General features: G+C 64.2%; 18 protein-coding genes and 1 riboswitch. Of the genes, 6 read left to right on the top strand and 12 right to left on the bottom strand.

What is annotated here, in order from left to right; translation table 11 throughout:
* Nucleotides 1-56: 56 nt before the first annotated feature.
* Entirely contained in the window at nucleotides 57-986 is a 930-nt protein-coding gene (locus tag CNX70_RS17700) for a LysR family transcriptional regulator (RefSeq protein ID WP_096235790.1), read from the top strand.
* Nucleotides 987-1,004: 18 nt separating this feature from the next.
* Here CNX70_RS17700 and CNX70_RS17705 read toward each other — a convergent pair whose 3' ends face one another.
* On the bottom strand, nucleotides 1,005-3,428 hold the full coding sequence (locus CNX70_RS17705) for a DNA internalization-related competence protein ComEC/Rec2 (protein WP_096235791.1): 2,424 nt from the start codon (nucleotides 3,426-3,428) through the stop codon (nucleotides 1,005-1,007).
* Between the two features lie 205 nt (nucleotides 3,429-3,633).
* On the opposite strand from CNX70_RS17705, the gene CNX70_RS17710 reads away from it, so the two are divergent.
* Both CNX70_RS17710 and CNX70_RS17715 read left to right on the top strand, forming a co-directional pair.
* The gene (locus tag CNX70_RS17710) at nucleotides 3,634-4,467 is read left to right on the top strand and encodes a class I SAM-dependent methyltransferase (protein ID WP_096235792.1); all 834 of its coding nucleotides are present in this window, start codon (nucleotides 3,634-3,636) and stop codon (nucleotides 4,465-4,467) included.
* 87 nt (nucleotides 4,468-4,554) lie between these two features.
* Nucleotides 4,555-6,543 carry a helicase-related protein gene (locus CNX70_RS17715; protein ID WP_096235793.1) on the top strand — a complete coding sequence of 663 codons (1,989 nt, stop codon included), beginning with the start codon at nucleotides 4,555-4,557 and terminating at the stop codon, nucleotides 6,541-6,543.
* 3 nt (nucleotides 6,544-6,546) lie between these two features.
* Here the strand turns inward: CNX70_RS17715 and CNX70_RS17720 are convergent, their stop codons facing one another.
* The 11 genes from CNX70_RS17720 to CNX70_RS17770 form a co-directional block, all read right to left on the bottom strand.
* Entirely contained in the window at nucleotides 6,547-7,020 is a 474-nt protein-coding gene (locus tag CNX70_RS17720; RefSeq protein ID WP_157751096.1) for a T6SS effector amidase Tae4 family protein, read from the bottom strand.
* Nucleotides 7,021-7,114: 94 nt separating this feature from the next.
* Nucleotides 7,115-8,341, bottom strand: a complete 1,227-nt coding sequence (locus CNX70_RS17725) for a PQQ-dependent sugar dehydrogenase (protein ID WP_244198841.1) — start codon at nucleotides 8,339-8,341, stop codon at nucleotides 7,115-7,117.
* Nucleotides 8,338-9,138: a TatD family hydrolase gene (locus CNX70_RS17730; RefSeq protein WP_096238525.1), complete on the bottom strand. Its 801-nt coding sequence runs from the start codon at nucleotides 9,136-9,138 to the stop codon at nucleotides 8,338-8,340. The genes CNX70_RS17725 and CNX70_RS17730 overlap by 4 nt, the downstream gene beginning before the upstream one ends.
* Nucleotides 9,139-9,160: 22 nt before the next feature.
* On the bottom strand, nucleotides 9,161-9,901 hold the full coding sequence (gene lolD, locus CNX70_RS17735; protein WP_425269190.1) for a lipoprotein-releasing ABC transporter ATP-binding protein LolD: 741 nt from the start codon (nucleotides 9,899-9,901) through the stop codon (nucleotides 9,161-9,163).
* Nucleotides 9,894-11,153: a lipoprotein-releasing ABC transporter permease subunit gene (locus CNX70_RS17740; protein ID WP_096235796.1), complete on the bottom strand. Its 1,260-nt coding sequence runs from the start codon at nucleotides 11,151-11,153 to the stop codon at nucleotides 9,894-9,896. The genes lolD and CNX70_RS17740 overlap by 8 nt, the downstream gene beginning before the upstream one ends.
* A 117-nt stretch (nucleotides 11,154-11,270) precedes the next feature.
* Nucleotides 11,271-12,548 carry a lipoprotein-releasing ABC transporter permease subunit gene (locus CNX70_RS17745; RefSeq protein WP_096238526.1) on the bottom strand — a complete coding sequence of 426 codons (1,278 nt, stop codon included), beginning with the start codon at nucleotides 12,546-12,548 and terminating at the stop codon, nucleotides 11,271-11,273.
* Between the two features lie 103 nt (nucleotides 12,549-12,651).
* Nucleotides 12,652-13,935, bottom strand: a complete 1,284-nt coding sequence (locus tag CNX70_RS17750; protein ID WP_244198842.1) for a TolC family protein — start codon at nucleotides 13,933-13,935, stop codon at nucleotides 12,652-12,654.
* Nucleotides 13,935-15,248, bottom strand: coding sequence for an HlyD family type I secretion periplasmic adaptor subunit (locus CNX70_RS17755; protein ID WP_096235797.1), 1,314 nt, complete (start codon nucleotides 15,246-15,248; stop codon nucleotides 13,935-13,937). The genes CNX70_RS17750 and CNX70_RS17755 overlap by 1 nt, the downstream gene beginning before the upstream one ends.
* On the bottom strand, nucleotides 15,245-17,419 hold the full coding sequence (locus CNX70_RS17760; protein ID WP_244198843.1) for a type I secretion system permease/ATPase: 2,175 nt from the start codon (nucleotides 17,417-17,419) through the stop codon (nucleotides 15,245-15,247). The genes CNX70_RS17755 and CNX70_RS17760 overlap by 4 nt, the downstream gene beginning before the upstream one ends.
* Before the next feature lie 194 nt (nucleotides 17,420-17,613).
* The gene (locus tag CNX70_RS17765; RefSeq protein ID WP_096235799.1) at nucleotides 17,614-18,279 is read right to left on the bottom strand and encodes a thioester domain-containing protein; all 666 of its coding nucleotides are present in this window, start codon (nucleotides 18,277-18,279) and stop codon (nucleotides 17,614-17,616) included.
* A 66-nt stretch (nucleotides 18,280-18,345) separates the two neighbouring features.
* Nucleotides 18,346-21,858, bottom strand: coding sequence for an SdrD B-like domain-containing protein (locus CNX70_RS17770; RefSeq protein ID WP_096235800.1), 3,513 nt, complete (start codon nucleotides 21,856-21,858; stop codon nucleotides 18,346-18,348).
* Nucleotides 21,859-22,244: 386 nt separating this feature from the next.
* Here CNX70_RS17770 and CNX70_RS17775 point away from each other — a divergent pair, with 386 nt between their 5' ends.
* From CNX70_RS17775 to fos, 3 genes are all read left to right on the top strand, one after another.
* Nucleotides 22,245-23,297, top strand: a complete 1,053-nt coding sequence (locus CNX70_RS17775; RefSeq protein WP_244198844.1) for a hypothetical protein — start codon at nucleotides 22,245-22,247, stop codon at nucleotides 23,295-23,297.
* A complete protein-coding gene (gene recJ / locus CNX70_RS17780) occupies nucleotides 23,294-24,994 on the top strand; it encodes a single-stranded-DNA-specific exonuclease RecJ (protein WP_096235802.1) in 1,701 nt (566 codons plus the stop codon). Before CNX70_RS17775 ends, recJ begins: the two co-directional genes overlap by 4 nt.
* Nucleotides 24,995-25,223: 229 nt before the next feature.
* A complete protein-coding gene (gene fos / locus CNX70_RS17785) occupies nucleotides 25,224-25,643 on the top strand; it encodes a fosfomycin resistance glutathione transferase (RefSeq protein ID WP_096235803.1) in 420 nt (139 codons plus the stop codon).
* A gap of 267 nt (nucleotides 25,644-25,910) precedes the next feature.
* A riboswitch (cyclic di-GMP riboswitch) is annotated at nucleotides 25,911-25,997 on the top strand.
* The last annotated feature ends 18 nt before the right edge of the window (nucleotides 25,998-26,015 follow it).

Below are 26,015 nucleotides of genomic sequence, written 5' to 3' on the forward strand. Positions count from 1 at the left end.
GCTTGACGGAATGCGCTCCGTGCGGTCTACTGGCCACTTTTGCCGGGAGTCACGCGATGTCGATGAAACTGATGTGGGAGATCCGCGCCTTTTGCACCGTGGTGGAAAAGCGCAGCTTCATCCACGCGGCGCGCATGCTGGGACGCTCGCCATCGGCCGTCACGCGCGCCATCCAGTTCCTCGAAGACGCCATCGGCGCCGAGCTGATCCTGCGCACGCAAAAGCAGTTCACCCTGACGACGGCCGGCGAAACGTATTACGCGTCGGCCAAGCACTTGCTGGAAACGCAGGCCGAGGCGGAAGACCAATTGGCGGAATTGAGCAACTCGCCGCAAGGCTGGGTGCGCCTCTCGGCGCCGGAAATCCTCTCGCTGGGCTTCTTGCCGAAGGTGGTGGCGCAATTTTCGCGCGATTATCCGAACGTCTCGGTGGACATCCATTTCTCGGACAAATCGATCGACCCCATCCAGGAAAAGCTGGACTTCGCCATCCGCGGCGCCTTCCCCCAGTCGAGCGAGCTGATCGGCTATCCCCTGTGGAACTACCGCCGCTACATGTACGCCTCGCCCGACTATATACAACGCATGGGCGCACCCGACGAACCGGAAGAACTGGCCGGCCACGACATCATCATGCACTCAGCCCCGCGCATCCTGCGCGACTGGCATTTTGTCTCCACGGAACGCAACGTGCGCTACCAGGTGCAGCCGCGCTTCCGCTTCACTTCCGGCATCGCCACTTTTCAAGCAGCCCTGGAAGGCGCCGGCATCGTGCGCCTGGCCAGCTGGCTGGCCGAACCGGCCGTGGCTGCAGGAACGCTACGCCGCGTCTGCACGGCGTACCGGCTGACGTCGTCCAAGGAGCTCGATCCCAGCATCCATGCCGTGTATGGCACCTCGCGCATGGCCAAGGGGGCAAGGCTATTTCTGGAGTATGTAAAGAAGCGAGGGATGGAGATACCGGATGAACGGCTAACTAGCATCTGACAGGGCCTGCTGGAAGCGTTAGCGCCCATGCCAGTAACGCGGCCGGCTCGCGCGATACTGCGTCACCTCAATATCCGTTCCAAACTCCAGCACTACCGCCCCTTCCACATCCGTGCGCAGCCGCGTGATCCCCATGTCGCCATAGCGCGCATACACCTGCGCCTTCGGATGTTTATAGCGATTGCGGTGCCCGACCTGGAAGATCGCCAGACCGGGATGGACGGCGTTCAAAAATGCCTGTGTCGACGAAGTACCACTGCCATGATGGGGCGCCAGCAGCACATCGGCCGCCAGCTCGCCGTCTGCCGAGCGCGCCAGCAATTGCGCTTCCTGCGCCGCTTCGATGTCGCCGGCCAGCAAGATCGCATGCTTGCCCGCCGTGATTTTCACGGTGCAACTGCGGGCGTTCGGTTTCAGTGCAATGTCCGTGTGGCTGGCGGGCAGCGGATGCAGCATGGCGAAGTGCACGCCTTCCCAGCTCCAGCGCTGGCCCGCCATGCAGTGCAGATACGGACGCCGGGCTTGCCGCCGGGCATCGACGGCCGGGTGGCCGTCGAACAGCGACGAGGCCAGCCAGCCTACGTCTATGTTTTCCAGCAAGGATACGGCGCCGCCCGCGTGATCGAGGTCGCTGTGGGAAATGATCACGCCGTCAAGCCTGGCTATGCCGCGCGCGCGCAAGTAAGGCACGATGACCCGGCTGGCGCCATCGGAGTCGAGGCTGTAGGCGGGTCCCGTGTCGTACAGCAGGCGGTGAGCGTGCGTTTCCACCAGCACGGCCATGCCTTGGCCCACGTCAAAGGCCGTGACCCACATCTGGCCAGGTGGCGGGCTGGACGGCAAGGCCGTCAGCAGGGGCAGCCAGCCCAGCATGCCGGCCCAGCGATGGGGCCATCCGCGTGGCGCCAGCAGCCAGGCCGTGCCAAACAATGCCCAGCAAAAACTCCAGATTGGCGGCGCGGGCGCCGCCCACACGGCAAAGCGGCGCGCCCCCAGCCACTCCAGCACCTGCGCCAGCATCTGCACGATGGCGTGCGCCAGCAACAGCAACCCGTCAGACAGGGGCGCGGGCAGCAGGCTGCCCACCAGGGACAAGGGCGTGACGACCAGGCTGATGACGGGAATGGCCAGCGCATTGGCCACGGGGCTGACCAGCGAGACTTGCGAGAACAGCAGCATCGTCAAGGGCACCAGCCCCACCGTCACCACATACTGCGTATGCGCGCCCAGCGCCACAGCCGCGCGCAAACGCCGCCAGCGGCTGGCGCCCTGCGGCAAGGGCGCCGTGGTGCGGCCCGCCGTCGCGTACAGCATGCTGGCGACGGCGCCGAATGACAGCCAGAAACCGGGCCACAGCACGGCCCACGGATCGAGCACCACCACCACACCCAGCGCCAGGCACAGCACGTGGACTATGCTGGTGATGCGCCCCAGCCACAAGGCCAGCGCCACCACCAGCAACATATACAAGGTGCGCTGCGCGGGCACACCGAAGCCCGCCAGCAGCACATACACAAATGCCGCCAGCGCGCCGGCCAGGGCAGCCACTTTTTGCGCCGGCAACAGCAAAGGCAGTTGCCGCTCCGTGAAAAACGAGCGCCGCCACAGCGCGCCCGCGCCCAGGGCGAACAGTCCCGCGATCATGGTGATGTGAAGACCCGATATCGAGATCAAATGGCTCACGCCCGTGCGGTTGAACACTTGCCAGTCCGACTGGGGGATGGCGCGCTGGTCGCCCACCACCAGTGCCACGATCACGCCCGCATACTGCTTGCCTTCCAGGCTGCGCAGTATGCGCGCGCGCAACGCCGCGCGGCTGGCCTCCACCACGTTGCCGAAGCCGGGCACGAAGGCCGCCAGGCGCACGTTCGGCGTATCGGCGCGCGGCTGCGGCCGCACATAGCCCGTGGCGCGCACGCCCTGCTCCAGCAGCCACGCCTCGTAGTCAAAGCCCATGGGATTCGCGTTGCCATGTGGACGCTGCAGCCGCACCGTCAGGCGCCAGCGTTCACCCGGCTGCACGTCGCCCACCTCGTTCGTCACTTCGTCACGAAACCCCGCGTACCAGGACAGCGCGATCAAAGGCGGCACCTGCGCGCCAACTGCCTTGTCCACAGAAAAATTGAAGCGCACGCCCTGCTCGAAACGGTACGGCAGGCTGGCCACCGTGCCCGTGACGATGATGTCCTGCCCCTCGTCGGCCAGCGCCAGTTGCGGCGCCATGGCGGCCTGGGCCAGCCAGGCGGCCCAATAGAAGCCCAATCCCGCACCAGCGGCAAGCGCGACAAAGCAGCGCCAACGCGCGTGGCGGCGCAGCGCCAGACCAACCATGAACCCTGAGCCAGCGATCAGCCACAGCAGCACGCCAGCATGGGGCGGCAAACTGGCCTGCGTTTGCAGCCAGGCGGCGCCAGCGGCAAAGCCGAGTATCAGGGTGCGCATAAGAAGGCAGGATCAAGGCAAAATCCGCTCGCTGCGAAAGGGGCTCAGATACTGTGATCGCTTTCCACTCTTTACCGTCTGATCTGGCGCAATGGTGCGTGGATAAGAACGCGCATGCACGCCATCCGCCACCACCGCAGGCGACACTTTCCTCATGCTAAGATGACCACCCGGCGCCAGGGCGCCACGACTTTACGGACCTTGCATGACCCCACTGACAGCGGCGGAAACCTATTTGCAAGACTTTCATCAGCGGCAAGTCGGCGTGACCAGTGCCGCGTTTGCCCATCTGCCGGCCCACTCCGCCGCCGGCAGCTGGGCCTCGTCCTATGACGTGCTGGCCAGCCTGATACCGGCCATCGATACGCCCTTGAGCGTGCTCGACCTGGCCTGCGGCGATGGTCATTTGCTGGGATTGCTGGCCACCCGGCAACAAAACGGGCTTCAACTGCTCGGCGTCGACATGAGCGAGGCCGAACTGGCTGTGGCGCGCGCCGCCCTGCCCCCGTCAGTACGGCTGCTGCAAGGCCGCGCCCAGGCGCTGGACGTGCCATCGGCCAGCGTCGACTATCTCGTCTCGCACATGGCGCTGATGCTGATGGACGACATTGAACAGGTCATGCAGGAAATCCGCCGCGTGCTGCGCCCAGGCAGCCAGTTTGCGGCCATTGTCGGCCGCACCTTCCTGTTGGGCGAAGTGAACGACGTTTTCATGCGCGTGTTCAAGGCCATCGCCAGCGACGCGTTGCCGCCGCTGCGTTTCGGCGACCGGCGCGCGGGGTCGGAAGCGGGCTGGCGCGAACTGCTCGATGCCGGTTTCGCAGACGTTGAATTCGACGACATCAACGTGCCATGGACGCCCACGCCGGCCGCACTGTGGGCCGCCCTGCTTGACACCTACGATATCGACCGCCTGGACGACGAGGACAGGCAGCGCCTGCGCAGCGCGTTCCTGGATGCCGTGACGCCGCTGCAAGCCGGTGACGGGACAATCGCTACCGGCTGGGGCCTGCGCCTGGTGCACGCACGTGCAGCCTGAACATGCAAACGCCGAGGCTGGCGCCACCACCGCCCGTCCCCATCGACGGTATAATCGGCCTCGCTTACTTCATCACCCAGGCACGACATGACTTCCTCCGCACTTCCTCCCGACACTTCCAGCGACATTTCCGACAGCACCGAAGACAATAACGACGCCACCCTGGTCGCGGAACTGGGGGAACTGGCCGAACATATCCGCCTGGTCAAGATGGAAGGCCGCGTCTTCGTGCGCTTTTCCGGCACGGTCAAGGCCGGGCATCTGCTGGTGCCGTATGCGCTGGTGCCAGCACAGGGCGTGCTGGCGCGGCCGGCCAAGTGGCGCAAGATGGACCGCGAGGCCAAACTGGCCCTGGTGCGCGAACGGGCCAGCGCGGCCGTCTTCGAGGAGCTGCGCCAGCATGTGATGGATTTCGTCGCCGATATCGCGGGCCTGAGCGAAGACGTGGACACGGACCCGATGGTTTTCCTGCACACCTTGGCCGACATGCAGACGTCCGAGCCGGCAGGCATGGTCTTCGACCGCATCCGCCAGCGCTTCAATCACGCCATCGAGCGCCAGCAGGAAGAACAGCATGCGGCGCGCACGCGCCAGAGCATCAACCTGGCCGAGTATCCGGCCTCGTTCGAGATGGCGCGCCGCCTGCCGCGCCGCTTCATCGCCCTGCTCGGGCCGACCAATTCCGGCAAGACGCACCGCGCGATGGAAGCGCTGGTGAAAGCAAAAAGCGGCATTTATCTGGCGCCATTGCGCTTGCTGGCCCTGGAAAACTACGAACGCCTGCAGGAAGCCGCGCCGCACGGAAAACCCTTGGCCGTGAGCCTGATCACGGGCGAGGAACGCCGCGTCGTCGACGGCGCCACGCACGTGGCCAGCACGGTGGAAATGCTGGACACGAAAACCGTCGTCGAGGTGGCCGTTATCGATGAAATCCAGATGCTGGCCGACCCGGACCGGGGCGCTGCGTGGACGGCGGCCGTCTGCGGTGCGCCGGCCCACACCGTCTACCTGGTGGGCGCGCCGGAAGCGCGGCGCGCCATCGAGGCGCTGGCCGAGCGCCTGGACTGCCCCCTGGAAGTGCACGTTCTGAAACGCATGGCGCCCCTGTCGATGGAGCCGAGCGCCGTGCGCAAGGTGCGCAACCTGCGCCGCGGCGACGCCGTCATCGCCTTTTCGCGCCGCGAAGTACTGATGTGGCGCGACATGATCACGGAAACGGGATTGTCAGTGGCCACCGTCTACGGCAATCTGTCGCCCGAAGTGCGGCGCGCACAGGCGCAGCGCTTCCGCGACGGCACGGCCGATATCGTCGTCGGCACAGATGCACTGGCGATGGGCCTGAACATGCCGATCGCGCGCATCGTCATGACCACCTGCGTCAAATACAATGGCCGCGAAGAGGAAGAGATTTCGGCCGCGCTGGCGCGCCAGATCGCCGGGCGCGCGGGCCGCTATGGCGTGCATGAAGAGGGACTCGTGGCCGGCTACGACAACGAGACGCATGAAGTGATGCGCGCGCTGCTGAAGGAAAAACTGCATCCGCTGAACACCAGCGGCTTTGCCGTGGCGCCCTCGCTGGAACATTTGCACCGCATTTCGTCGGTGACGGGCGAACTGTCGCTGTCAAAACTGCTGCGCCGCTTCATCCACAACATCGACGTGCCGGACGGCTTCTTCTTCCCCCGCATCACGCAAGACCAGCAAGACCGTGCCGTCTGGCTCGACACATTACCCCTGTCCGTGGCCGACAAGTTCACCCTGTCGCTGGTGCCGATATCGAGCAAGGTGCCGTCCTTGCAAACGGCGTGGGAACACTGGTCGAAGAATCTGTCGCAGGGAAAAACCAGCACCTTGCGCCAGCATGCGTACGGCGGTGGCACGCAAAATCTGCAGCAAGTGGAAGACACTTGCCGCTACTACTCGGCGTATGCGTGGCTCAGCTACCGCCTGCCCGAATTCTTCCCCGATATCGCCGTGGCGCAAAACCTGTCGCGCGATGCGTCGGAGCGGGTCGACTCCATCCTGCGCGCGCACAATGCGGCTTCGCGCGGACGCTCCAGCAAAAAGTTCAAATAAGCGTCAACCGAGTGGCCAGAACCAGACCTCGCCACAATCCCAGTAGCATTCGCTGCCGCAGGCCTTCACGCCGACGGATGGCAGCAGGATGTCGATATGCCCGCCCGCGCCGCCCAGGTAGCCCGGGATGCGGAAGAAGGCGACCAGGCCCTGGCGCTGGCCAACGCCGGCCATGGCGGCATCCCTGGCGAATTTCTCAGGCGCGCCAAACATCGACGGGCTGGCCAGCATGTGCGCCAGCTTGGCTTGTCCCGGTTCGATCAGCGCACCCTTGAATGGCCCCCTGCGGATGGCCATGCGACCTTTCAGCGCGATGCCCGCCTTGATCAGCGCCAGGCTGACGCGGATGGCGCAAGTGTTGGCAAAGCTGTCCTTGCCGATCAGATCTTCCCAGCCGATTTCGCCGAACAGGGCCGCCTGGTCGACGGCCGCCACGCTCGAATAATTTTCACGCAAATTGGTGAATGCAGGTTTCACGTCAGCCTCCCGTTGCCCCTGCTCGACAGGGAACATCAGGCCGATTGTAAGAAGATGCGGCGGCCCCGCACTGAGCGAAGTCAAGCGATATGCATTACGGTTTGACCACCTCGAAATGCAGTTTGAGCACCAGCCCATTATGGTCGTCGGCCATATAGATATCGCCATCCTGGCCCTGCTTCACGTCGACGGGCGCGCCCCTGCCCTGCTTGCCCTTGCGTTCCCAGTTGCCGATCAATTCGACGGACTTGCCCAGCGGCGCCCCCGCCTTGTCGGGCAGCAGGGCCACCAGGCGATGGCCGTTGCTGCGGTAGCCGTGGTAGCCGACGATCAGGCTATTCTTGTACAGTTCAGGGAAACGGCTGGCCGTGTAGAACGTCATGCCCAGCGGCGCGGCGTGGCCGGGCAGCAGGCGCTGTGGCGCCGCGTATTGGGCGGAGCAAGCCGTCTTCGGATATTCAGGACTGGCGACGTTATCGTCGTAGCAGTACGGCCAGCCGTAATGCCGGTCGGCCTTGATCAAATTGAGTTCTTCCTGCGGCAGGTTCTCGTCGCTTTTCAGTTGCGGCATGGCGGCCTGGATGGCGTCGCGCGCATTTTCCGCCTGCCACAGCTCGCCCGTAGCCGGGTGAAAAGCCAGCGCCATCGAATTGCGCAAGCCGCGCGCATGCGTGCGCCAGCTTGTCACCGTGCCGGCCGGCCAGGCCATCGTGTATTCGCGGATGGCGCCCAGCGCTTCCGGGCCTTCCGCCGAAGCACAGGCCTTGGCCGGGTCGGGCGCCTTGCCATCGTTCTCGCAGTGGTCGGTGCTCGAGCCCACGTTCACATACAGATCGCCCTTGGGGCTGAAACGCATGGTCGTCAGCAGGTGCAAACCGAGGCCCGGCAGGCGCGGCGTCTTCGCCGTGCCGCCGATGATGTCGGTGAGGGCACGCGATGGATCGCGCAAGTCGAAGCGGAAGATGCGTCCCACCTCGCCCACGTAGACCATGCCGTCCGGTCCCTGCACGATGCCGTTCGGGCGATCGAGCTTGTCGAGCAGCAGCTTGCGCTCATACCCGGGACCGGCCGCCTTGCGCTGCAACAGCCACAATTTGCCCAGCTTCGGCGCCCATCCCGCCATGTCCGTGACGAGGATATCGCCATTCGTCAGCGGCAGCACGCCACGCGGGAATTTCAAACCGTCGGCCAGCACGGCCACGCAAAAGCCGGCCGGCGTCGTGACGTCCAGGCGGGGAAAGCCGTCGCATTGGCCAGCGGCCATGGCCGGTGCCATGCCGGAGGCCAGCGCGGCCGCGAGTATCGTTTTTATCATTCTCATGCTTCCATCAAAGGTAGTCGGGGCAGCACGGCGCGCGCGTTGACGCTGGTCGCAGCCGCCACTTGCGAAATTTCCAGGCCGCGCAATTCGGCCAGCACGGCGCCGATGCGCGGCAATTCTTCGGGACTGTTGCGGCCCGGGTGGAGCCAGCTGGGGGAAATGTCGGGCGCATCTGTCTCCAGCACGATGGACGCCAAAGGCAGTTCCGTGGCCATGCGGCGTATCTGCAGCGCGCGGGTAAACGTCATGGCGCCGCCGAAACCGAGCTTGAAACCGAGATCGATATAACCCTGCGCCTGCTGGAAGCTGCCATTGAACGCATGCGCGATGCCGCCGTTCGGACGGATCTGGCGCGCGTGCTTGAGGACGATGTCCTGCGAGCGGCGCACGTGGGTCAGCACGGGCAAATCGAAGTCGCGGGCGATCTTCAGCTGTTCGCGCAAAAAATGCTCCTGCCTGGCGCGCATGGCCGGTTCGCACAGCATGGGGATGAAGAAATCGAGGCCAATCTCGCCGATGGCGACGAAACGCGGGTCATGCATGGCCTGCGCCACGGCTTCGCGCAGGGCGATCAAATCGTCGTCGGTGGCGTGCGGCACGTAGATCGGGTGGATGCCGAGCGCATAGCAAGCGTTGGGCGCCGCTGCCGCCAGGTCGCGCACGATGGCGAAATTGGCCCGTTCGACGGCGGGAATGACGATCATGCCCACACCCTGCTGCTGCGCGCGCGCCGCCACCTGCAGCGATTCGCTGCCGAATTCATGCGCGTCGAGGTGGCAGTGCGTGTCGATCCACAGCATGGCAGCTCCTTAATATTGCTCAGTATTGATAAGGCTGCAGCCCTTCGTCCGTCAGGCGCAGCACGCGGTCGCAGCGCTTGGCCAGTTCGATATCGTGCGTGACGATGACGAAGGCCGTGCCCAGGGTGCGCGACAATTCCAGCATCAGGTCAAAAATCTGTTCGGCCGTGGCGTGATCGAGGTTGCCCGTCGGTTCATCGGCCAGCACGCAGGCCGGCTGCGTGACGAGCGCGCGGGCCAGGGCCACGCGCTGGCGCTCGCCGCCCGACAATTCGCCCGGCGTGTGCGTGACGCGCTTGGCCAGGTTCACGCGCGTGAGAATCTGCTGCGCCAGGTCGGTGGCGGGCGCGCGCTTCATGCGCCGTATCATCAGCGGCATGGCGACGTTGTCGAGCGCGGAAAACTCGGGCAGCAAGTGGTGGAACTGGTAGACAAAGCCCAGCGAGGCGTTGCGCAAGTCGCCGCGCGCCTTTTCGCTGAGGGTGGCGAAATCCTTGCCCAGCAGGGTGACTTTGCCGCTGGTGGGCGTATCGAGGCCACCCAGCAGGTGCAGCAGGGTCGACTTGCCGGAGCCCGAGGCGCCGACGATGGCGACGCGCTCGCCACGGTGGACGTCGATGTCGATGCCGGCCAGCACCTGCACCTTGTAGCTGCCCTGCGTGAAAGTCTTGCCCAGGCCACGGCAGGACAGCACGGTGGCGCCGCTGTTGGAGGCAGGTTTGTTCAGATCGGTCATGGTAGTAGTCATAGGATTATTCATAGCGCAGGGCTTCCGCAGGTTTGACGCGGGCAGCCCACCAGCTTGGGTACAGGGTCGCCAAAAAGGCGAGGATCACGGCCAGCACGCCGATCTTGCTGACGTCGGGCCAGCGCAGGTCGGACGGCACGGTGCTGATGAAGTAAATATCCTTGGAGAGGAACTGCACGCCCAGCAGGTGCTCGATGAAGGGCACGATGACGTCGATATTCATCGCCACCAGCACGCCGCCGCCCACGCCCAGCAGCGTGCCCAGGATGCCCACCAGCGCGCCCTGGATCATGAAGATTTTCATGATGGAGCGGGGAGAAGCGCCCAGGGTGCGCAAAATGGCGATATCGGCCTGCTTGTCCGTCACCGTCATCACCAGGGTCGACACCAGGTTGAACGCGGCCACGGCGATGATCAGGGTCAGGATGATGAACATCATGCGCTTCTCCGTCTGCACGGCGGCGAACCAGTTGGCGTTCAGCTTGGACCAGTCGCGCAGCCACAGGTCGCCCGGCATGGATTTTTTCAATTCGGCTGCCACTTGCGGCGCCTGGTTCATGTCGACCAGGCGCAAACGCAGGCCGGACGGGCCGTCGAGGCGCAGCAAACGCTGGCCGTCTTCGATATTGATGAAGGCCAGGCCGGCGTCGAATTCATTGTGGCCCGCCTGGAAGATGCCGCTGACGGTAAAGCTGCGCATGCGCGGCAGCACGCCGGCCGGCGTGACCTGGCCCTGCGCCAGCATCAGCGTGACCTTTTCGCCAAGGTTGACGCGCAAGGCGCGCGCCAGCTCGATGCCCAGCACGATATTGAAGGTGCCCGGCTGCAGCGCCTTGAAGCTGCCCATGCGCGTCTGGCCGGCCACGTCGGACACGTTCGGCTCTTCCTCGGGCAGCACGCCGCGCACGATGGCGGGACGCAGCGCGTCGTCGCGCAGCAGCATGCCCTGCGTTTCCACAAACGGCGCGGCGCCTTTCACGGCCGGATTCTTGAACGCCTGCGCCGCTTCGGCGCGCCAGTCCGGCATGCTGCCGCTGTTGTCGAACACTTCCACGTGGGCCAGCACGGACAGCATGCGGTCCGTCACTTCCTTCTGGAAGCCGTTCATCACGGACAGCACGACGATCAGCGCCGCCACGCCCAGACCGATGCCGGCCATGGAAATGAGGGAAATAAAAGAGATAAAACTGTTGCGGCCACTGCGCTTGCCGGCCCGCGTGTAGCGCAGGCCGACCAGCCATTCGAAGGGAATATTTTTTAACATGCTTGTGATGTGATTAATTCTTGTGTAAGCGACATGCCACCGTGCTGACCCAACGGCGAAGTGCCGGGGTCGGACCCTGAGGGTCCGACCCCAGGTTCTGCCTTGGGGGTAATTTTCTTACTCATAGCGCAGCGCCTCGGCCGGCTTGACTCTAGCGGCGCGCCAGCTCGGGTAAATCGTCGCCACCAGCGCCAGGCCAAAGGCGATCAGGCCGATCTGCGCCACGTCCAGCCAGTGCACATCCGACGGCACGGCGCTGATCTGGTAGATTTCCTTGGAGATGAAGTGCAGGCCGAAAATGCCTTCGATGAAGGGCACGATGACGCCCACGTTCAGCGCCAGCACGACGCCACCGATCACGCCCAGCGCACTGCCCAGCAAGCCCACCAGCGCGCCCTGGATCATGAAAATCTTCATGATGGAAAACGGCGAGGCGCCCAGCGTGCGCAGAATGGCGATATCGGCCTGCTTGTCGGTGACCGACATCACCAGGGTCGAGACCAGGTTGAACGCGGCCACGGCGATGATCATGCTGAGGATAATGAACATCATGTTCTTCTGGCTTTGCACCAGCGCATACCAGCTGGCACTGGCGCGCGACCAGTCGCGCATCCACAGCTGGCCCGGCATAGACGCTTTGAGTTCGCGCGCCACCTGCGGCGCCTGGTTCATGTCATGCAGACGCAAACGCAGTCCGGACGGGCCGTCGAGCTGCAGCAGCTGCTGCGCATCAGCCATATTGACGAAGGCCAGGCTGCCGTCAAGTTCATTATGGCCTGCCTCGAAGATGCCGGCCACCTTGAGCGCGCGCATGCGCGGCATGACGATGCCATTGGCAGGGTCGCCCGCCCTTGGCTCGCGCTCCAGCATCAGGGTCACGTTCTGCCCCACTTTCACGTCGAGCGCCTTGGCCAGGTCGATGCCCAGCACGATGTTGTACGAGCCTGGCGTGAGATCCTTGAAACTGCCCTGCTTCATCTGACTCGCCACGCTGGAGACGGTCGCTTCCTGCTGCGGCAGTACGCCGCGCACGATGGACGGGCGCATGGTTTCATCGTTCAGCAGCATGCCCTGCGTTTCCACGAACGGCGACACTGCCTTGACTTGCGGGTTGGCGTAGGCGGCGCGCTCTTGCGCCTGCCAGTTTGGCATGGAACCGCTGGTATCGAACACCTCGACGTGGGCCAGCACCGACATCAAACGGTCGGTGACTTCCTTCTGGAAGCCGTTCATGACGGAGAGGACAACGATCAGGGCGGCCACGCCCAGGCCGATACCGGCCACGGAAATGAGGGAAATGAAGGAAATGAAGCTGTTGCGGCCACTGCGCTTCCCGGCGCGCGTATAGCGCACGCCGACCTGCCACTCGAAGGGAAATTGTTTGATGATGCTCATGCGCTCCCGCGACAACGTAATATGCGAGCGCGCAGTGTGCCACACAATGGGCTTTTTATGCATGAAACTATGTGTGCAGCGCCGCACCCCCGCAGCAATTTTCCTATTGCGCCAGGCCGAATACCTGCAACAGCTGCCCGGACAAGGCGTACTGGCGCATCTGCGCCAGGGTCAAACGGTGTATCTGGTCGATGCGCCGCTGCTGTATCGTGAAGTAGCTGTCGCGCGTCTGGATGATCTGCTGCAGGTTGCGCCGGCCCGCCTCGTACTGGATGGTCCCGCCGCGCACGACAAAGGCCATCTTCTTTTCCTGCTCTTCCAGCAAGGCCAGGGTGCGCTGCGCATTGGCGATACGGGGCAGCATGCTGGCCAGGTCGGCGCGCGTGCCCTGCTCGGCGCGGAGCACATCCGCGTCGGCCGCCTGGGCGCGGCTGATGCTCTCATCGCGCTGCGCCAGGCTGCCGCCGCCCAGCGGAAACTCCCAGCTCACGCCCACCGACCAGCCACGCTGCTGGATGGTCGATGGCGGCGGCGTGGTCTTGTTATTCAACAGATGGCTGACATCGAGGTCCACTTTTGGCGCCAGGGTGGCGGCCACGCTGCGCACGCGTAGCCGGGCGGCAGCGGCGCGTTCGCGCGCGGCGCGCAATTGCGCCTGCTGCGTGTCGGCGTTTTCCAATGCCTGCGCGGGCAGCGGCGCAAACGTGAAGTCGGCAAACTGCGCCACCGGCTCGAAAGCCAGCGCTTCAAGCTTGATCTGCGCGGCCAGACGGTCCGTCAGCAAGCCGTCGTGCACCAGTTCCGCATCGAGCTGCGAGCTTTGCGCCAGCTCGCGGTCCACTTCCGATGCCTTGCCCAGCTCAGCCTGGCGCATCACCTGCTGCACCAGCTGCGTCACGTCGCGCAACCGCTCCTGCGACTGCAGCAGGCTGCGTTCCAGGCGCTGCATGTCGAAATAGGCTTCGGCCAGCTTTTCCGCGCTGTCCGCCCTTGCCCGCTGCACGTCGAAGGCGGCGCCCGCCACCTCGCGTCCGGCCGCATCCATTTCGGCGCCGTCGGCGCCGCCGTTGTACACATTCCAGCGCAGGCTGGCCTCCACCTGGTGCGTGCGCCGTTGCACGTCCAGCGTGCCATCGAGGTCGTTGCTGCGCCCGCGCGTGGCCTGCAGCGCCGCATTCGGAAACAGGCGCGAACGGGCCTGTTTGTAGCGCGCCTCGGTGGCGGCCAGCGCCGCCTGCGCGGCGATCACTTGCGGATCGCGCGGCACGGCGCGCGCCAGCAAGGCCGGCAAGCCGCGCATGGACTGCGCCTGGAAAGTGGCCGGCGGCGCGGATTGCGCCGCCGCGTTCGCGCAGGCGAATGCCATGCAGAATAACAAGGCACGCATCAACGCTCCTGCAGGGAAGACTGCAAACCGCGCAGCACGGGCTTGAACACATATTGCATCACCGAGCGGCGTCCCGTCAGGATGCCCACGTCGACCGGCATGCCGGGCGTGACCGGCAGTACCTTGCCATGCGCCGTCAACTGGCGGCGGTCGGTGCTGAGCTGCACCTCGAAATACGGCTCGTTGCGCTCGTCGGGAATGGCGTCGGCGCCCACGCGCACCACCTGCGCCTTCATGCGGCCATAGGTGGTGGCGTCATACGCCAGCACATTCGCCGAGGCGCTCTGCCCCACATGGATAAAGCCGATATCGGATGGTTTCACACGCACGGAGATGAGCACCTCGGAGTCGGCCGGCACGATTTCCAGGATAGGCTTGCCAGGCTGCGCCACGCCGCCGACGGTGGCCACCAGCACGCGGTTGACGACGCCGTCGACGGGCGCCGTGATGTCGCGCCGGTTCACTTGATCCTGCTGGCCCCTGACCGTGCTGGCCAGGGCGCCCGCCTTGGTTTCGTATTCGCTGCGCTGCGCGCCCCACTGGCCGCGCATGCGCGCTTCGACTTCGCCGGCCTGCGCCTGCGCTTCGGCCAGGGTAGCCAGCAAACGCGGTACGGAGCTGCGCAGGCCGTCGAGTTCCGTGCGCTGCTGCTGCACGCGCTGCTGCGCATTCAGATAATCGCCGCGCGAACCGGCGCCCTCTTTGAACAGCCGCTCCTCGATCGCCAGGCTTTCCATGCCGATCTTGAGACCCGTCTCGAGCTGGGCGATGCGGCTGTGCGCCTCGGCCAGTTCGCCGCGCCGGCGCGTCACGCCTTCGCGCGCGGCCGCCGTGGCGGAGGCAAATTCGCGCTGGCCGTCGCGCCACAACTGCGTTTCCTTGGCGATCAGCTCGGGCGCTTCTTGCTGCCATGCCGGCTCGAAGCGGGGCGTGCCGCCCGTCAGCAGCGCATCGAGGCGCGCCCTGCCCGCCAGCGCGGCCAGGCGGTTCTGCACGCTGGCGCCCAGGTTGGCGTCATACTGGGCGGTGTCCAGGCGCAGCAGCAAATCGCCGCGATGCACCTGCTGGCCAGGTTGCACCAGCATCTCGCGCACGATGCCGCCTTCCAGGCTTTGCACTTCCTGCAGGTGCGATGGCGGCGTGATGGCGCCGCGGCCATTCACGGACACGTCGAGCTGGGCGAACGTGGCCCAGGCCAGCGTCAGCACCACCAGCACGGCGATCAGCGCCAGCATGCGGATGACGAGGCGCCGCGGCTCGCGTTCCGGGTCGGGGTGCGCCTGCGGCAAGGGACGGGCATTCAAGGCGCTCATGCCGGCGCTCCCGTCGTATTTTCAACGGCGGCGGCAGGCTTGGCGCCCTGCCCGTTCAAGACGCGCAGCACCTCGTCGCGCGGGCCGTCGGCCACGATGCGGCCACGGTCGAACACGATCAGCCGGTCCACCAGCGCCAGCATGGCCATGCGGTGCGTGACGAGCACGATGGTGGTGTCCTGCAAGGTGCGCAGGCGCACGATCAGGCGCTGTTCCGTGGCCGGATCAAACATGCTGCTCGGTTCATCGAGCAGCAGCATGGGCGGCTTGACCAGCAGCGCGCGCGCCATGGCCACGGCTTGCCGCTGGCCGCCGGACAGGCGCTCGCCCCGCTCGCCCACTTCCGTCGCCACGCCGTTGGGCAACTGGGTGATGATGTCGTCCAGGCAGGCCAGGCGGATGGCGTCGAGCAGCTTGGCGTCATCGGGCTGGCTGCGGCCCAATTCGATGTTGTCGCGTACCGTGCCATGGAACAGGGTCACGTCCTGCGGCACATAGCCGATCTGGCGGCGCAAGCTCAAGGGTTCGAGCTGGGTGCTGGCCAGGTCGTCGAACAGCACGCTGCCGCTTTGCGGACCGTACTGGTTGAGCAGCAAGCGCAGCAAGGTGCTCTTGCCGGAACCGAGCTTGCCGATCACGCCCACTCTTTCGCCGGCGCGGATATGCAGGTTGAGTTTATCGAGCAGCGGCGGCGAGTGCGGATACGCAAACCCCACGTCGCGAAATTCGATGCGTCCGGACAGGGGCGGCGCCTGCAGGCTGGCCGCATCGTCGTCGGTGGGTGCTTCCATGATTTTATTGAGTGCGTGATACGACAGCTTGGTCTGCTCCCAGCGCATGATCAGGCCCGCGATCTGGCTCACAGGCGCCAGCGCGCGGCCCGTCAGCATGCTCACGGCGATGATCTGGCCCAGGGTCAGCAGGCGTTCGCCCATCAGCAAGGCGCCGACGGCCACCACGGCCGTGCCGGACAGGGCCAGCACGGCCGTGTTGATGTAATTGACGCGGCTGACGATTTCGCGCGTCTCGACGCTGTTGGCGGCGATCGCCACGGTCAGGCTTTCCCATTTGCGGCGGCTCCACGCCTCGGCGCCCAGCGCCTTGATGGTGTCGAGGCCATTCATGGTTTCAAACAGGTGCGCCGTGCGCTGGCCACTTTCCTGCATCGAGGCGGCCACATGGCGCGCCAGCGCCGCGCGCGAGGCGAAAGCGACCAGCAGCAGGATGGGAATGGCCGCCAGCGGCACCAGCACCAGCCAGCCGCCGACCAGGGCAATGACCAGCAGGAACAGCAGCAGGAAGGGCAAGTCGCCCAGCGTGGTCAGGGTGGTCGAGGCGAAGAACTCGCGCACCGATTCGAAATCGCGCACGGTATTGGCCAGCGTGCCGCCCGAGGCGGGGCGGCTGGCCGCGCGCAGGCGCAGGCACTGGGCGAAGATGCTCGACGAGAGGGCCACATCCATGCGCCGCGACGCCGTTTCCACCAGTTCGCCGCGCAGCAAGCGCATGGCCAGTTCAAAACCGGTCAGCGCTACCACGGCGATCGTCAGCACCCACAGGCTGGAGGTGGCGTTGTTCGGGATCACGCGGTCATACACGGCCATCGCGTAGAACGGCACCAGCGCGCTGATGATATTGAGCACCAAAGTGCCCAGCAAGGCCCAGCGAAAGACCCAGCGGTTGCGGTTGAAGACATCCCAGAACCAGCGCCCCGCCGCCGGCATGCTGTAGAGCAGGCTGCGCTGGTCGAAGAACATCACCGGACGCACGGCCACCCAGCGCCCGGCGGGCACTTCCTGCGCCAGCATGGCCGCGTCCAGCCAGGAACTGCCTTCGATGCCGGGCACATGGCATTCATACTTGCCGTCGGCGATCGTCAGCACCACCAGCGCCTGCCCCGCGCCATTCAACAGCAGGGCCGGCATTTCCGTGGGGCGACGCGGCTTATCCACCGGCAGCGGCGTGCCGGCCAGGCTGCCATGGGCCAGCGCCTGGTCGAGGAAGCCGGCGGCGGCCGGGTCGCCATGCGCGAGCACGCTGGCGCGCAGGCGTTCGGCCTGCACGGCCGTACCGAAAAAGCGCGCCAGAAACACCACCGCCTCGGCGATGCTGTCGGCGGAGGAGATGGAGGGAGTAGCGTCGGCGGCGTGCGCGGCAGAAGGTGGCGTCATGATGAGCTCAAGTCCGATCTCAGGCAGTTGCAATGAACAGTGAGAAACTATTGTCAAGGTCGCGCGGCGATGGCCTGCAAAAACATTGTGCCATAGTAATATCGGCTATTCAGATAGGTGTTGTAAAAATAAAAAACTGCGGCGCGTCGTGACAGACGCGCCGCAGCAGTTACAGCGGGCTAGCGACTACTGCTTCAGAGTTGACCGGCTTTGCGGCGGCGCGCCATGAAGCCCAGCAAGCCCAGGCCGGCCATCAGCATGGCCCAGGTTTGCGCTTCCGGCACCGGCGACACGCTCAGCAGGGTTTGCGAAGCGGGGTTGACGCTGCTCAGACTGGTGTAGTTGTACAGGTTCTTGATGCTGCCGTCGCCTGTCGCCACGCCCAGCATGGCGTTCGCTTCGCTGACGACTACATTGCTCAGGTTCCTGAAGCGCAGCTCACCCGTCGACAGATTGCTGTTGTCATTATTCAATTCCCACAGCGCCAGCTGGAAGGCGGCGGCACTGTTGGCATTGGTCGACACATTCGCGATGGACGAGGCGTAATAACCCTCGTACAGGCGCTTGACGGCGTCGCTGGCAGCAAAGACGCCACTGCTGTAGTTGTTCGAGACGTTGCTCAGCCCGACATGGGGATCGAGGCAAAAGGCCAGGAAGGTATTGCTGTCGTACTTGACTTGCCACAAGGTCGGCGAAATGCTGCTGCCGGCGCCGAAAGCACCGCCGCTGGCCGTAAACACACTGACGCTATGCGAGTCGACGACTTGCAGATTGGAGGCGGCCAGGGCGCTGCCGCTGGCGAGGGTGAAAACAGCGGCTGTGATGGCGGCGCGGACGATCAGGTGCATGGATTGTTTCATGGTGTATTCCCTGTGATTTATTAAATGTGGAGAGCGCCGGGCAGGATTACGGCCCGGCAAGAGACATCAGGCAGCCATTTCCTGGGGCTGTGCGGTGGTGTGTGCCATGGCGCGGCGCAAGACCTCCGCCATCTCGCACTGGGCCTGGGCTTCGACAGCGGGAGCAGCCGGGGCTGCAGCCACCGTGGCGACGCTCGCATCCTGCCCCAGCGCCGTGTCGAGCGCATGGTCGTCGCGCAGCAGGTCGGCCATGCTTGGCAGCGATACGCCGGCCTTGGCCGCATCCTTGGCATCGACGTTGAAGTACACGTCCGTCATGTCGACCGTCTTGCCGTTGGCCAGGGTGGCGCTGCTGCGCTCCAGGTGCAGGTTGTCGTTGGCGTCGAGGAAAGGCAGTGCCGTGTAGGACACCGTCAGGCTGGCGACGCCGGCGTCGTGCAGCGACATCAGTTCGCCGTCGTCCGTCACGCCATTGCTGTTGGCGTCGCGCCAGATGCGCAGTTCGGCAAACTTGTCATCTTTCGCGTCGACCACGCCGTCGCCGTTCGAGTCATAGCTGGACAGCTTGGCAAAGCCCGTGCCCTTTTCATTGCCGCCAAACAGTTCGGAGATGTTATCGATCTTGCCATTGCCATTGCTGTCGATGGCCAGCAAGCCATCGTGGGCCGAGACCCAGCCCGACTGGATGGCGCTGCCCGTGCCCAGCAAATCGAAGCTGCCATGGAAATCGGCGCGGGCGATGGTATGCACGCCGTCGCCGTTCAGGTCGATCACGATAGGCGTGATGGCGGCATCCCAGCTCATGTCGTTCTGGCCCGAGGCCAGTTTCAGGATATCCGTGTAGACCACGTTGGCATACGAGCCATTGCTGTTGACATCGGAATCGATGTTGTCGTTCGAGCCCACGTTCTTCACGCCCCAGCGCCAGCTATCCATGGCGTAGCCGGCGTGATACACGCCCGATTTGTCGAACTTGAGCGAGTAGCTGCCCGGATCGAGATCGGCAAACTTGTAGTTGCCATTCGAGTTGGTGTAGGTGGTAGCCAGCAGCGCGCCACTGCCCGAAAACAGTTGCACCTTGATGTTGGCGATGCCCGCTTCGTTGCTATCCTGCACGCCGTCATGGTCGGCGTCGCGCCACACCTTGTCGCCCAGGCTGGCCTTGCGGTAGATGCCCGCATCCCAGCTCATGTCGTTCTGGCCGGCGGCCAGGTTGATCAGGCCGGAACGGCCCGTGCTCGTGTCGACATCGGAATCGCTGGCGTCATTGCCGACATTCGCCTTGGTGTAATAGAAACCCGATGGACGCACGACTGCCACCTTGTAGCTGCCGGCGACGAGATTGTCGAACAGATAATTTCCGCTGGCATTCGTCGTTGTCGTGGCAATGATCTGGTTGCTGGCATTGAGCAGGTTGACTTTCACACCCGCCACGCCCAGTTCGCCCGCATCCTGCACGCCATTGTAGTTATTGTCTTCCCACACGCGATTGCCGATGCTGCCGGTAACAGGCGCGCATTTGACCAGGCCCGCATCCCAATCGAGCTGGACGTCACCCGATTTCAGCGCGATCATGGTGGTGGTCAGACCTGTGGCCGGATTGACATCCGAATCGGTGGCGTAGCCGCCCACGTCGGCCTTGGTGAAATTGTAGCCGGCTGGTGGCACGAAACCCAGGAAGTAGTTACCAGGCACCAGGTTGCTGAACAAGTAATGGCCAGTGGCATCCGTGGTGGCGCTGGCCACCACGGCGCCTGCGGCGTTGTACAGATTGACTTTCACGCCCCCCATACCCGCTTCGCCTGCATCTTGCGTGCCGTTGCCGTTGGCGTCAAGCCACACGCGGTCGCCAATGCTGGCTGTTTTATACAGGCCGGCATCGAGGTCCTTGTAGTTCTGGCCGGCGGCAACGGTCACCAGGGCGCTCTGACCCGCTGCGTTGATATCGCTGTCGAGCGCATCGTTGCCACCCGCATCCTTGACCGTGCTCAAATAGCCTGGCGGCGCGACGACGGCGACGGAATACGTGCCGGCATCGACGCTGAAATTGTAATAGCCGGTGGCATCCGTGACGGTCGAGCCGATCACGCTGCCGGCTGCATTTTTCAGCTGCACCGTGACGCCGCTGATGCCCGCTTCGCCCGCATCCTGCACGCCGTTCAAGTTGGCGTCATGCCAGACGCGGTCGCCCAAGGAGGCCGGCAAGGCCACGATGCCCGCATCCAGGCTATGGTTGCTGTCGCCGGAAGCGAGCAGCACTTGCGCCGTCTTGCCGTCGATGGCGCTGGCGTCGGAATCGCGCTGCTCATCGCCGCCCTGGTCCTGGCCCGTAAAGGCATAGCCGGCAGGCAAGCTGGTCTTGTCGAACTGGACGCTGTAGGCGCCCGGCTTCAGATTCGTGAACAGATAATTGCCATTCGCGTCCGTGACGAGCGGACTGCCGACGGCGTTGCCCGACGCATCGAGCAAGGTCACTTTCACGCCGGCCACGCCCGCTTCGCCCGCATCTTGCACGCCGTTTTTGTTGGCATCGAACCAGACGCGATCGCCCAGCTCGGCGGCGCGGTACAGGCCCGCGTCCAGGCTCGAATTGGTCTCACCCGGCGCCAGGGTGACGGGCGCCATGTTGCCGGCCGCATCGATATTGCTATCCTTGGCCGCGTCGCCGCCCTGGTTGGCTGCCGTTGCCGTGTAGCCATTCGGCGTGACGACGGTGACGGAATACGTGCCGGGATTGACATCGAAGTGGTAGCCGCCATTCGCGTCGGTGGTGGTCGATGCCACCACGCCGCCGTCCGCGTTCTTCAGCTGCACGGTGACGCCGGCGATGCCCGCCTCGCCCGCATCCTGCACGCCGTTGGCATTCTTGTCTTCCCAGACGAAGTCGCCCAAATGGGCCATCGGTACGTTGAAGGTCAGGTGATGCGGCACCAGGCTCAGGTCTTGCGCGTTGCAACCGGCAGTGCCGCCGTCATCGCGCACCTTGAAGCCCAGGTCGAAATTGCCGGCCACGGTTTGGCTCGGCACGAAGACCAGGTGGCCGGCGCGGATATCATCGATGGAGACTTCCGTGCCGACCGCGACGGCCACGCCATTGAGCAAGACTTGCCCTGCCGTGGTCGTGTTGGTGATGACGATGGACTTGAAGCCGTCGTGCTCAACGTCGTCGTGGAAGCCGAAATCGCTTTCGCTGAGCACGACGCTGGCGCCATCGACCAGGTTGAAGGTCTTGTCTGCCGCGTCGGGCGCGTCGTTGACGGGATCGATGATCACTTGCAGTTCCAGCTGGACGATATCGCCATTGCCCTTGTCGATCGTCACCTGGATGGTCGAGAAATTGCCGTTGTAGTTGGCTGCCCAGTCGCCGGGACGCACATACACGGTGTCCGCGTCGAGCATGCCGAACAGGGGCGTGTTGCTGGTCGATTCCGTATCATCCGGTAACAGGACGGTAAAGTTCTTGATGTTCAGCTCACCTTGCACCGTGTAGCCGGCCTGTATCAGCAAGTCGCGGATATCGAAGTTCTTGTTGATGTCTTCGCACACGTGAACCGTGGTCGACAGATTGTAGGTAGTCATGCGGCCTCCTGGCGATGCGCAGCGCTGGCGGCAGGAGTGGAAACGTGAGAGGCCAGGGCGCGATCAGCCTGGCTGCGCAAAGCGGCGAATGTATACATAGGTGGGCTTCCAAGAAAGAAACTTGTTTAAAAAATGAAGCCGGCAGCATCTTGTATACGGTTTCGAGGGATACAGGAGCCAAACGACGCAACCACACATCAGGGGTGCGGTTATCTTTCTGATATTTAAGTTGACGCAATTATATCGTCGATATTTTCAAAAGCAAATTGTTTTCCCTAAATAAAAATTAAATTTATACAACCTTGATGTTTTTTTGATACTTCCCTACCCCAAGGGAGATTATCTGCCCCTACTCTGGCATGGCCACAATCGCCTACAATCTCGGGATGAATCAACTTACCCTCGTCCTGCCCTTCGCCTTGCCCAATGCCGAACTGGCTGCCGACCTGCTCAAGGTCTTGCAGGCGCCCGCGCTGGCGGCTCTGCTGTCGCGCACCTCCGCTTTCAATTTTGAAGCTTTTGACAACGCCAAGCGCCTGCTGCCGCACGAAGCGTGGCTGGCGCATGCGCTGGGCCTGGCGCCCGCGCCCAACGGCGAGGCGGCGCAGGCGGCCTTCGCCGCCCAGGCCATGCGCGGCTACGGCCTCGTGCCGGAACCGGATGCCCGTTACTTCCTGCTGCACCCGGCCCACCTGGCCATCGCCCGCAGCCATATCAGCCTGGAAGACTTGCGCCAGCTCAAGCTGAGCGAGGATGACGGGCGCGCCCTGTTCGACATTGCGGCCCCGTATTTCGACGAAATCGGCCAGCCCCTGGCGTATGGCGATGCGCTCACCTGGTTCATGCGCGCCGATGCCTGGAGCGACTTGCAATGCGCCTCGCCGGACGCCGCCACTACGCAGGACCTGTCCGTCTGGATGCCGGAAGGCGAGCACGCGCGCGCCGCCCGCCGCCTGCAGAACGAAGTGCAGATGCTGTGGCATGAACACCCTGTCAATGCGGCGCGCGAGGAACGGGGCTTGAAAGCCGTCAATTCCTTCTGGATCTGGGGCGCCAGCCTGGCCAACGCTGAAGCTGCGCGCTGCGCCGCCAGCCTGCATACCAGGGACGCACCGGGCTGGCTGGCCGCGCTGGCGGAACCATCACGGCGCGATGCCAGTCCAAACAGTGTGCTGGCAAACCAACAGGATGCGATCGTCGTGCTGGGCGGCCTGATCGAAGCGGCGCAGGCCCAGGAATGGGGCATGTGGCTGCAGCAGTTGCAAGCGCTGGAAGCGGACTGGTTCGCCCCCCTGCTGGCGGCCCTCAAAGATGGCCGCCTGGGCCAGCTGCGCCTGGTGCTGAGCCACCGCGACGCCTGGCTAAGCTGTACCACCAGCAAGCTTGCGCAGCGCAAATTCTGGCGCACGATTACCCTGAACAAGTTGAAAGCATCATGACCCGTACCCGCATCGCCACCCGTCCCTGCCCCTACCGCGAATCCGAATTGCTGCGCCAAGGCGGCATCCACCCCGTGCTGGCCCGCCTGTACGCTTCGCGCGGCCTGACGGACGCGGCAGAACTGTCGAGCGAACTGGCGGCCCTGATGCCGCCGTCCGGCTTGCTGCACATCGGCGCGGCCGGCGCCTTCCTGGCCGACGCGATTGCTGCCAAGAAACGCATGGTCATCGTGGCCGACTACGATTGCGACGGCGCCACCGCCTGCGCCGTGGCCATTCGCGGCTTGCGCGCCATGGGCGCCGACGTCGATTTCATCGTGCCCAACCGTTTTGAATACGGCTACGGCCTGACGCCGGAAATCGTCGAACTGACGGCCCGCGAAAAGTCGCCCGACATCATCATCACCGTCGACAACGGCATCGCCAGCATCGACGGCGTGGCCGAGGCGAACCGGCGCGGCATCCAGGTGGTCGTCACCGACCACCATTTGCCGGCCGACACCCTGCCCGACGCGGCCGTCATCGTCAACCCGAACCAGCCCGCCTGCGGCTTTCCCAGCAAGAACCTGGCCGGCGTGGGCGTGGTGTTCTACGTGCTGCTGGCCCTGCGGGCCGAACTGCGCCGGCGCGGTGTGTTCGATGCGCAGACGCAGCCCAAGCTCGACAACCTGCTCGATCTGGTGGCGCTGGGCACGGTGGCCGACGTGGTGCGCCTCGATAGCAACAACCGCATCCTCGTCGCGCAAGGTCTCAAACGCATGCGCAAAGGCAATATGCACGCTGGTGTGGCGGCCCTGTTCCGCGTGGCGGGCCGCGAAGCGCGCAGCGCCACGCCGTTCGACCTGGGCTTTGCCCTGGGCCCGCGCCTGAATGCGGCCGGGCGCCTGCAAGACATGTCCTTGGGCATCGAATGCCTGGTCACGGACGACGAAGGCCGCGCCTGGGCGCTGGCACAGCAACTCAACGACATCAACCTGAAGCGCCGCGAAATCGAGGCGGAAATGCAGGATACGGCCCTGCTGCACCTCGATGATTTCGAACCGGCCAACAGCAGCACCATCAGCGTCTTCGATGCATCCTGGCACCAGGGCGTGATCGGCATCGTCGCCTCGCGCCTGAAGGAAAAGTTTTATCGCCCGACCATCACGTTTGCGCCCGGCGCCGACGGCTGGATCAAGGGCTCGGGCCGCTCGATTCCCGGCTTTCACTTGCGCGACGCGCTCGACCTGGTGTCGAAACGGGCACCCAGCCTGATCGACAAGTTCGGCGGCCACGCCATGGCGGCGGGGCTGACCATCCGCGCCGACGCCTTCGAGGCGTTTTCCCAGGCCTTCGAAGCCGTGGGCCAGGCCTGGCTCAGCCAGCAGCAGCTGGAACGGGTCGTGGAAACGGACGGCCCGCTGGAAGACGCGTATTACACGACGGCCTTCATCGAGCTGATGGATGGGCAAGTGTGGGGCCAGGGCTTCGCCCCGCCCGTCTTTTGCGATGAATTCCGCGTCGTCAGCCAGCGCATCTTAAAAGAGCGCCATTTGAAACTGCTGCTGGAAAAGAACGGCGTGCGCTTCGACGCCATCTGGTTCGGCCACACCGAGGCGCTGGGCGAACGCACGCGGGTCGCCTTCCGGCTCGATGCGAATGAATACAATGGCACGACCAAAGTTCAACTCATGGTAGAGCACGCCGAACCTGTGTAGTGACACCTGACAGTACCTACTGCGCGTCGGTATAGGCCGCCTGCGATGCTCACCGTACTAGAAGTACGGTTGCGCTTCTCGACCGCCTCTCCCTTCCGCTCGCTACGGTACTGTCAGGTGTTGCGACGTTTGTGGTCTTATTGCTGTATCTCATGCTTACCTGGAACAATGTCGCATCAAACCACTGCGGAAGCTGGAACCAGCCTCCACACCACATGAGAGCAGCACCATGTTGACCGGCCTGAACCACCTTACCCTATCCGTGCGCGACCTGGCACGCAGCGTCGTCTTTTACCGCGACACTTTGGGTCTGCGCCTGCATGCGCGCTGGGACAGGGGCGCGTATCTGTCGGCCGGGGATTTGTGGCTGTGCCTGTCGCTGGATGGACAGGACTCAGCCGCGCTGGCCAGCCCCGGCTACACGCACTATGCCTTTTCCATCTCGCAGCAAGACTTCGCCGCCTTTGCCGCCCGCCTGCGCACGGCCGGGGTAGTGGAATGGCAGCAAAATCGCAGCGCCGGCGATTCCCTGTATTTTCTCGATCCGGACGGTCACCAGCTGGAAGCTCATGCGGGCAGCCTGGCGCAGCGGCTGGCGGCCTGCCGGGCGGCGCCGTATCCAGGCATGGTGTTCGAGGCTGATGCTTGAAACGGCATATTCGGTAAATTCATTTAATTCATTAACCCATCAGAAAGAACAAGCGCCGTTGCTTTGAAAAAACACTGTCACACATCGATACTCCTCTGATAACCTTGCCTATAAGGCTTAATCAGGCTGGCAAGATTGTCTCCGGTAATAGGTAAATTCGCCACACTTCATTGCAATAATACAAATGTTCATTGAAAATAGTTAACACTTATTTGGCAAATTCGCTAGAATTGATAACGCATCAGGAAGTTTGTCGCGATGCATGATCAATTCTGAGGGCAAACCCGTCGAAAGGCGGGGACGCAAAGCCACCGGCCTACCGCGCGCAAGCGCCACGGCAGCGGGGCTGCCAATGCAGGGCCGGGACCGCCA

The sequence above is a fragment of the Janthinobacterium svalbardense genome (assembly GCF_002327145.1).
In the GTDB taxonomy this organism is placed as follows: Bacteria; Pseudomonadota; Gammaproteobacteria; order Burkholderiales; family Burkholderiaceae_D; genus Janthinobacterium; species Janthinobacterium tructae.

Excerpts from the sequence above, each read along its gene's own strand:
- CNX70_RS17740 (WP_096235796.1), bottom strand. The coding sequence starts at position 11,153 with ATGTTAAAAAATATTCCCTTCGAATGGCTGGTCGGCCTGCGCTACACG.
- CNX70_RS17725 (WP_244198841.1), bottom strand. The coding sequence starts at position 8,341 with ATGAGAATGATAAAAACGATACTCGCGGCCGCGCTGGCCTCCGGCATG.
- CNX70_RS17755 (WP_096235797.1), bottom strand. The coding sequence starts at position 15,248 with ATGAGCGCCTTGAATGCCCGTCCCTTGCCGCAGGCGCACCCCGACCCG.
- CNX70_RS17760 (WP_244198843.1), bottom strand. The coding sequence starts at position 17,419 with ATGACGCCACCTTCTGCCGCGCACGCCGCCGACGCTACTCCCTCCATC.
- CNX70_RS17750 (WP_244198842.1), bottom strand. The coding sequence starts at position 13,935 with ATGCGTGCCTTGTTATTCTGCATGGCATTCGCCTGCGCGAACGCGGCG.
- CNX70_RS17765 (WP_096235799.1), bottom strand. The coding sequence starts at position 18,279 with ATGAAACAATCCATGCACCTGATCGTCCGCGCCGCCATCACAGCCGCT.
- recJ (WP_096235802.1), top strand. The coding sequence starts at position 23,294 with ATGACCCGTACCCGCATCGCCACCCGTCCCTGCCCCTACCGCGAATCC.
- CNX70_RS17715 (WP_096235793.1), top strand. The coding sequence starts at position 4,555 with ATGACTTCCTCCGCACTTCCTCCCGACACTTCCAGCGACATTTCCGAC.
- fos (WP_096235803.1), top strand. The coding sequence starts at position 25,224 with ATGTTGACCGGCCTGAACCACCTTACCCTATCCGTGCGCGACCTGGCA.
- CNX70_RS17775 (WP_244198844.1), top strand. The coding sequence starts at position 22,245 with ATGAATCAACTTACCCTCGTCCTGCCCTTCGCCTTGCCCAATGCCGAA.
- CNX70_RS17770 (WP_096235800.1), bottom strand. The coding sequence starts at position 21,858 with ATGACTACCTACAATCTGTCGACCACGGTTCACGTGTGCGAAGACATC.
- CNX70_RS17710 (WP_096235792.1), top strand. The coding sequence starts at position 3,634 with ATGACCCCACTGACAGCGGCGGAAACCTATTTGCAAGACTTTCATCAG.
- CNX70_RS17745 (WP_096238526.1), bottom strand. The coding sequence starts at position 12,548 with ATGAGCATCATCAAACAATTTCCCTTCGAGTGGCAGGTCGGCGTGCGC.
- CNX70_RS17705 (WP_096235791.1), bottom strand. The coding sequence starts at position 3,428 with ATGCGCACCCTGATACTCGGCTTTGCCGCTGGCGCCGCCTGGCTGCAA.
- lolD (WP_425269190.1), bottom strand. The coding sequence starts at position 9,901 with ATGAATAATCCTATGACTACTACCATGACCGATCTGAACAAACCTGCC.
- CNX70_RS17700 (WP_096235790.1), top strand. The coding sequence starts at position 57 with ATGTCGATGAAACTGATGTGGGAGATCCGCGCCTTTTGCACCGTGGTG.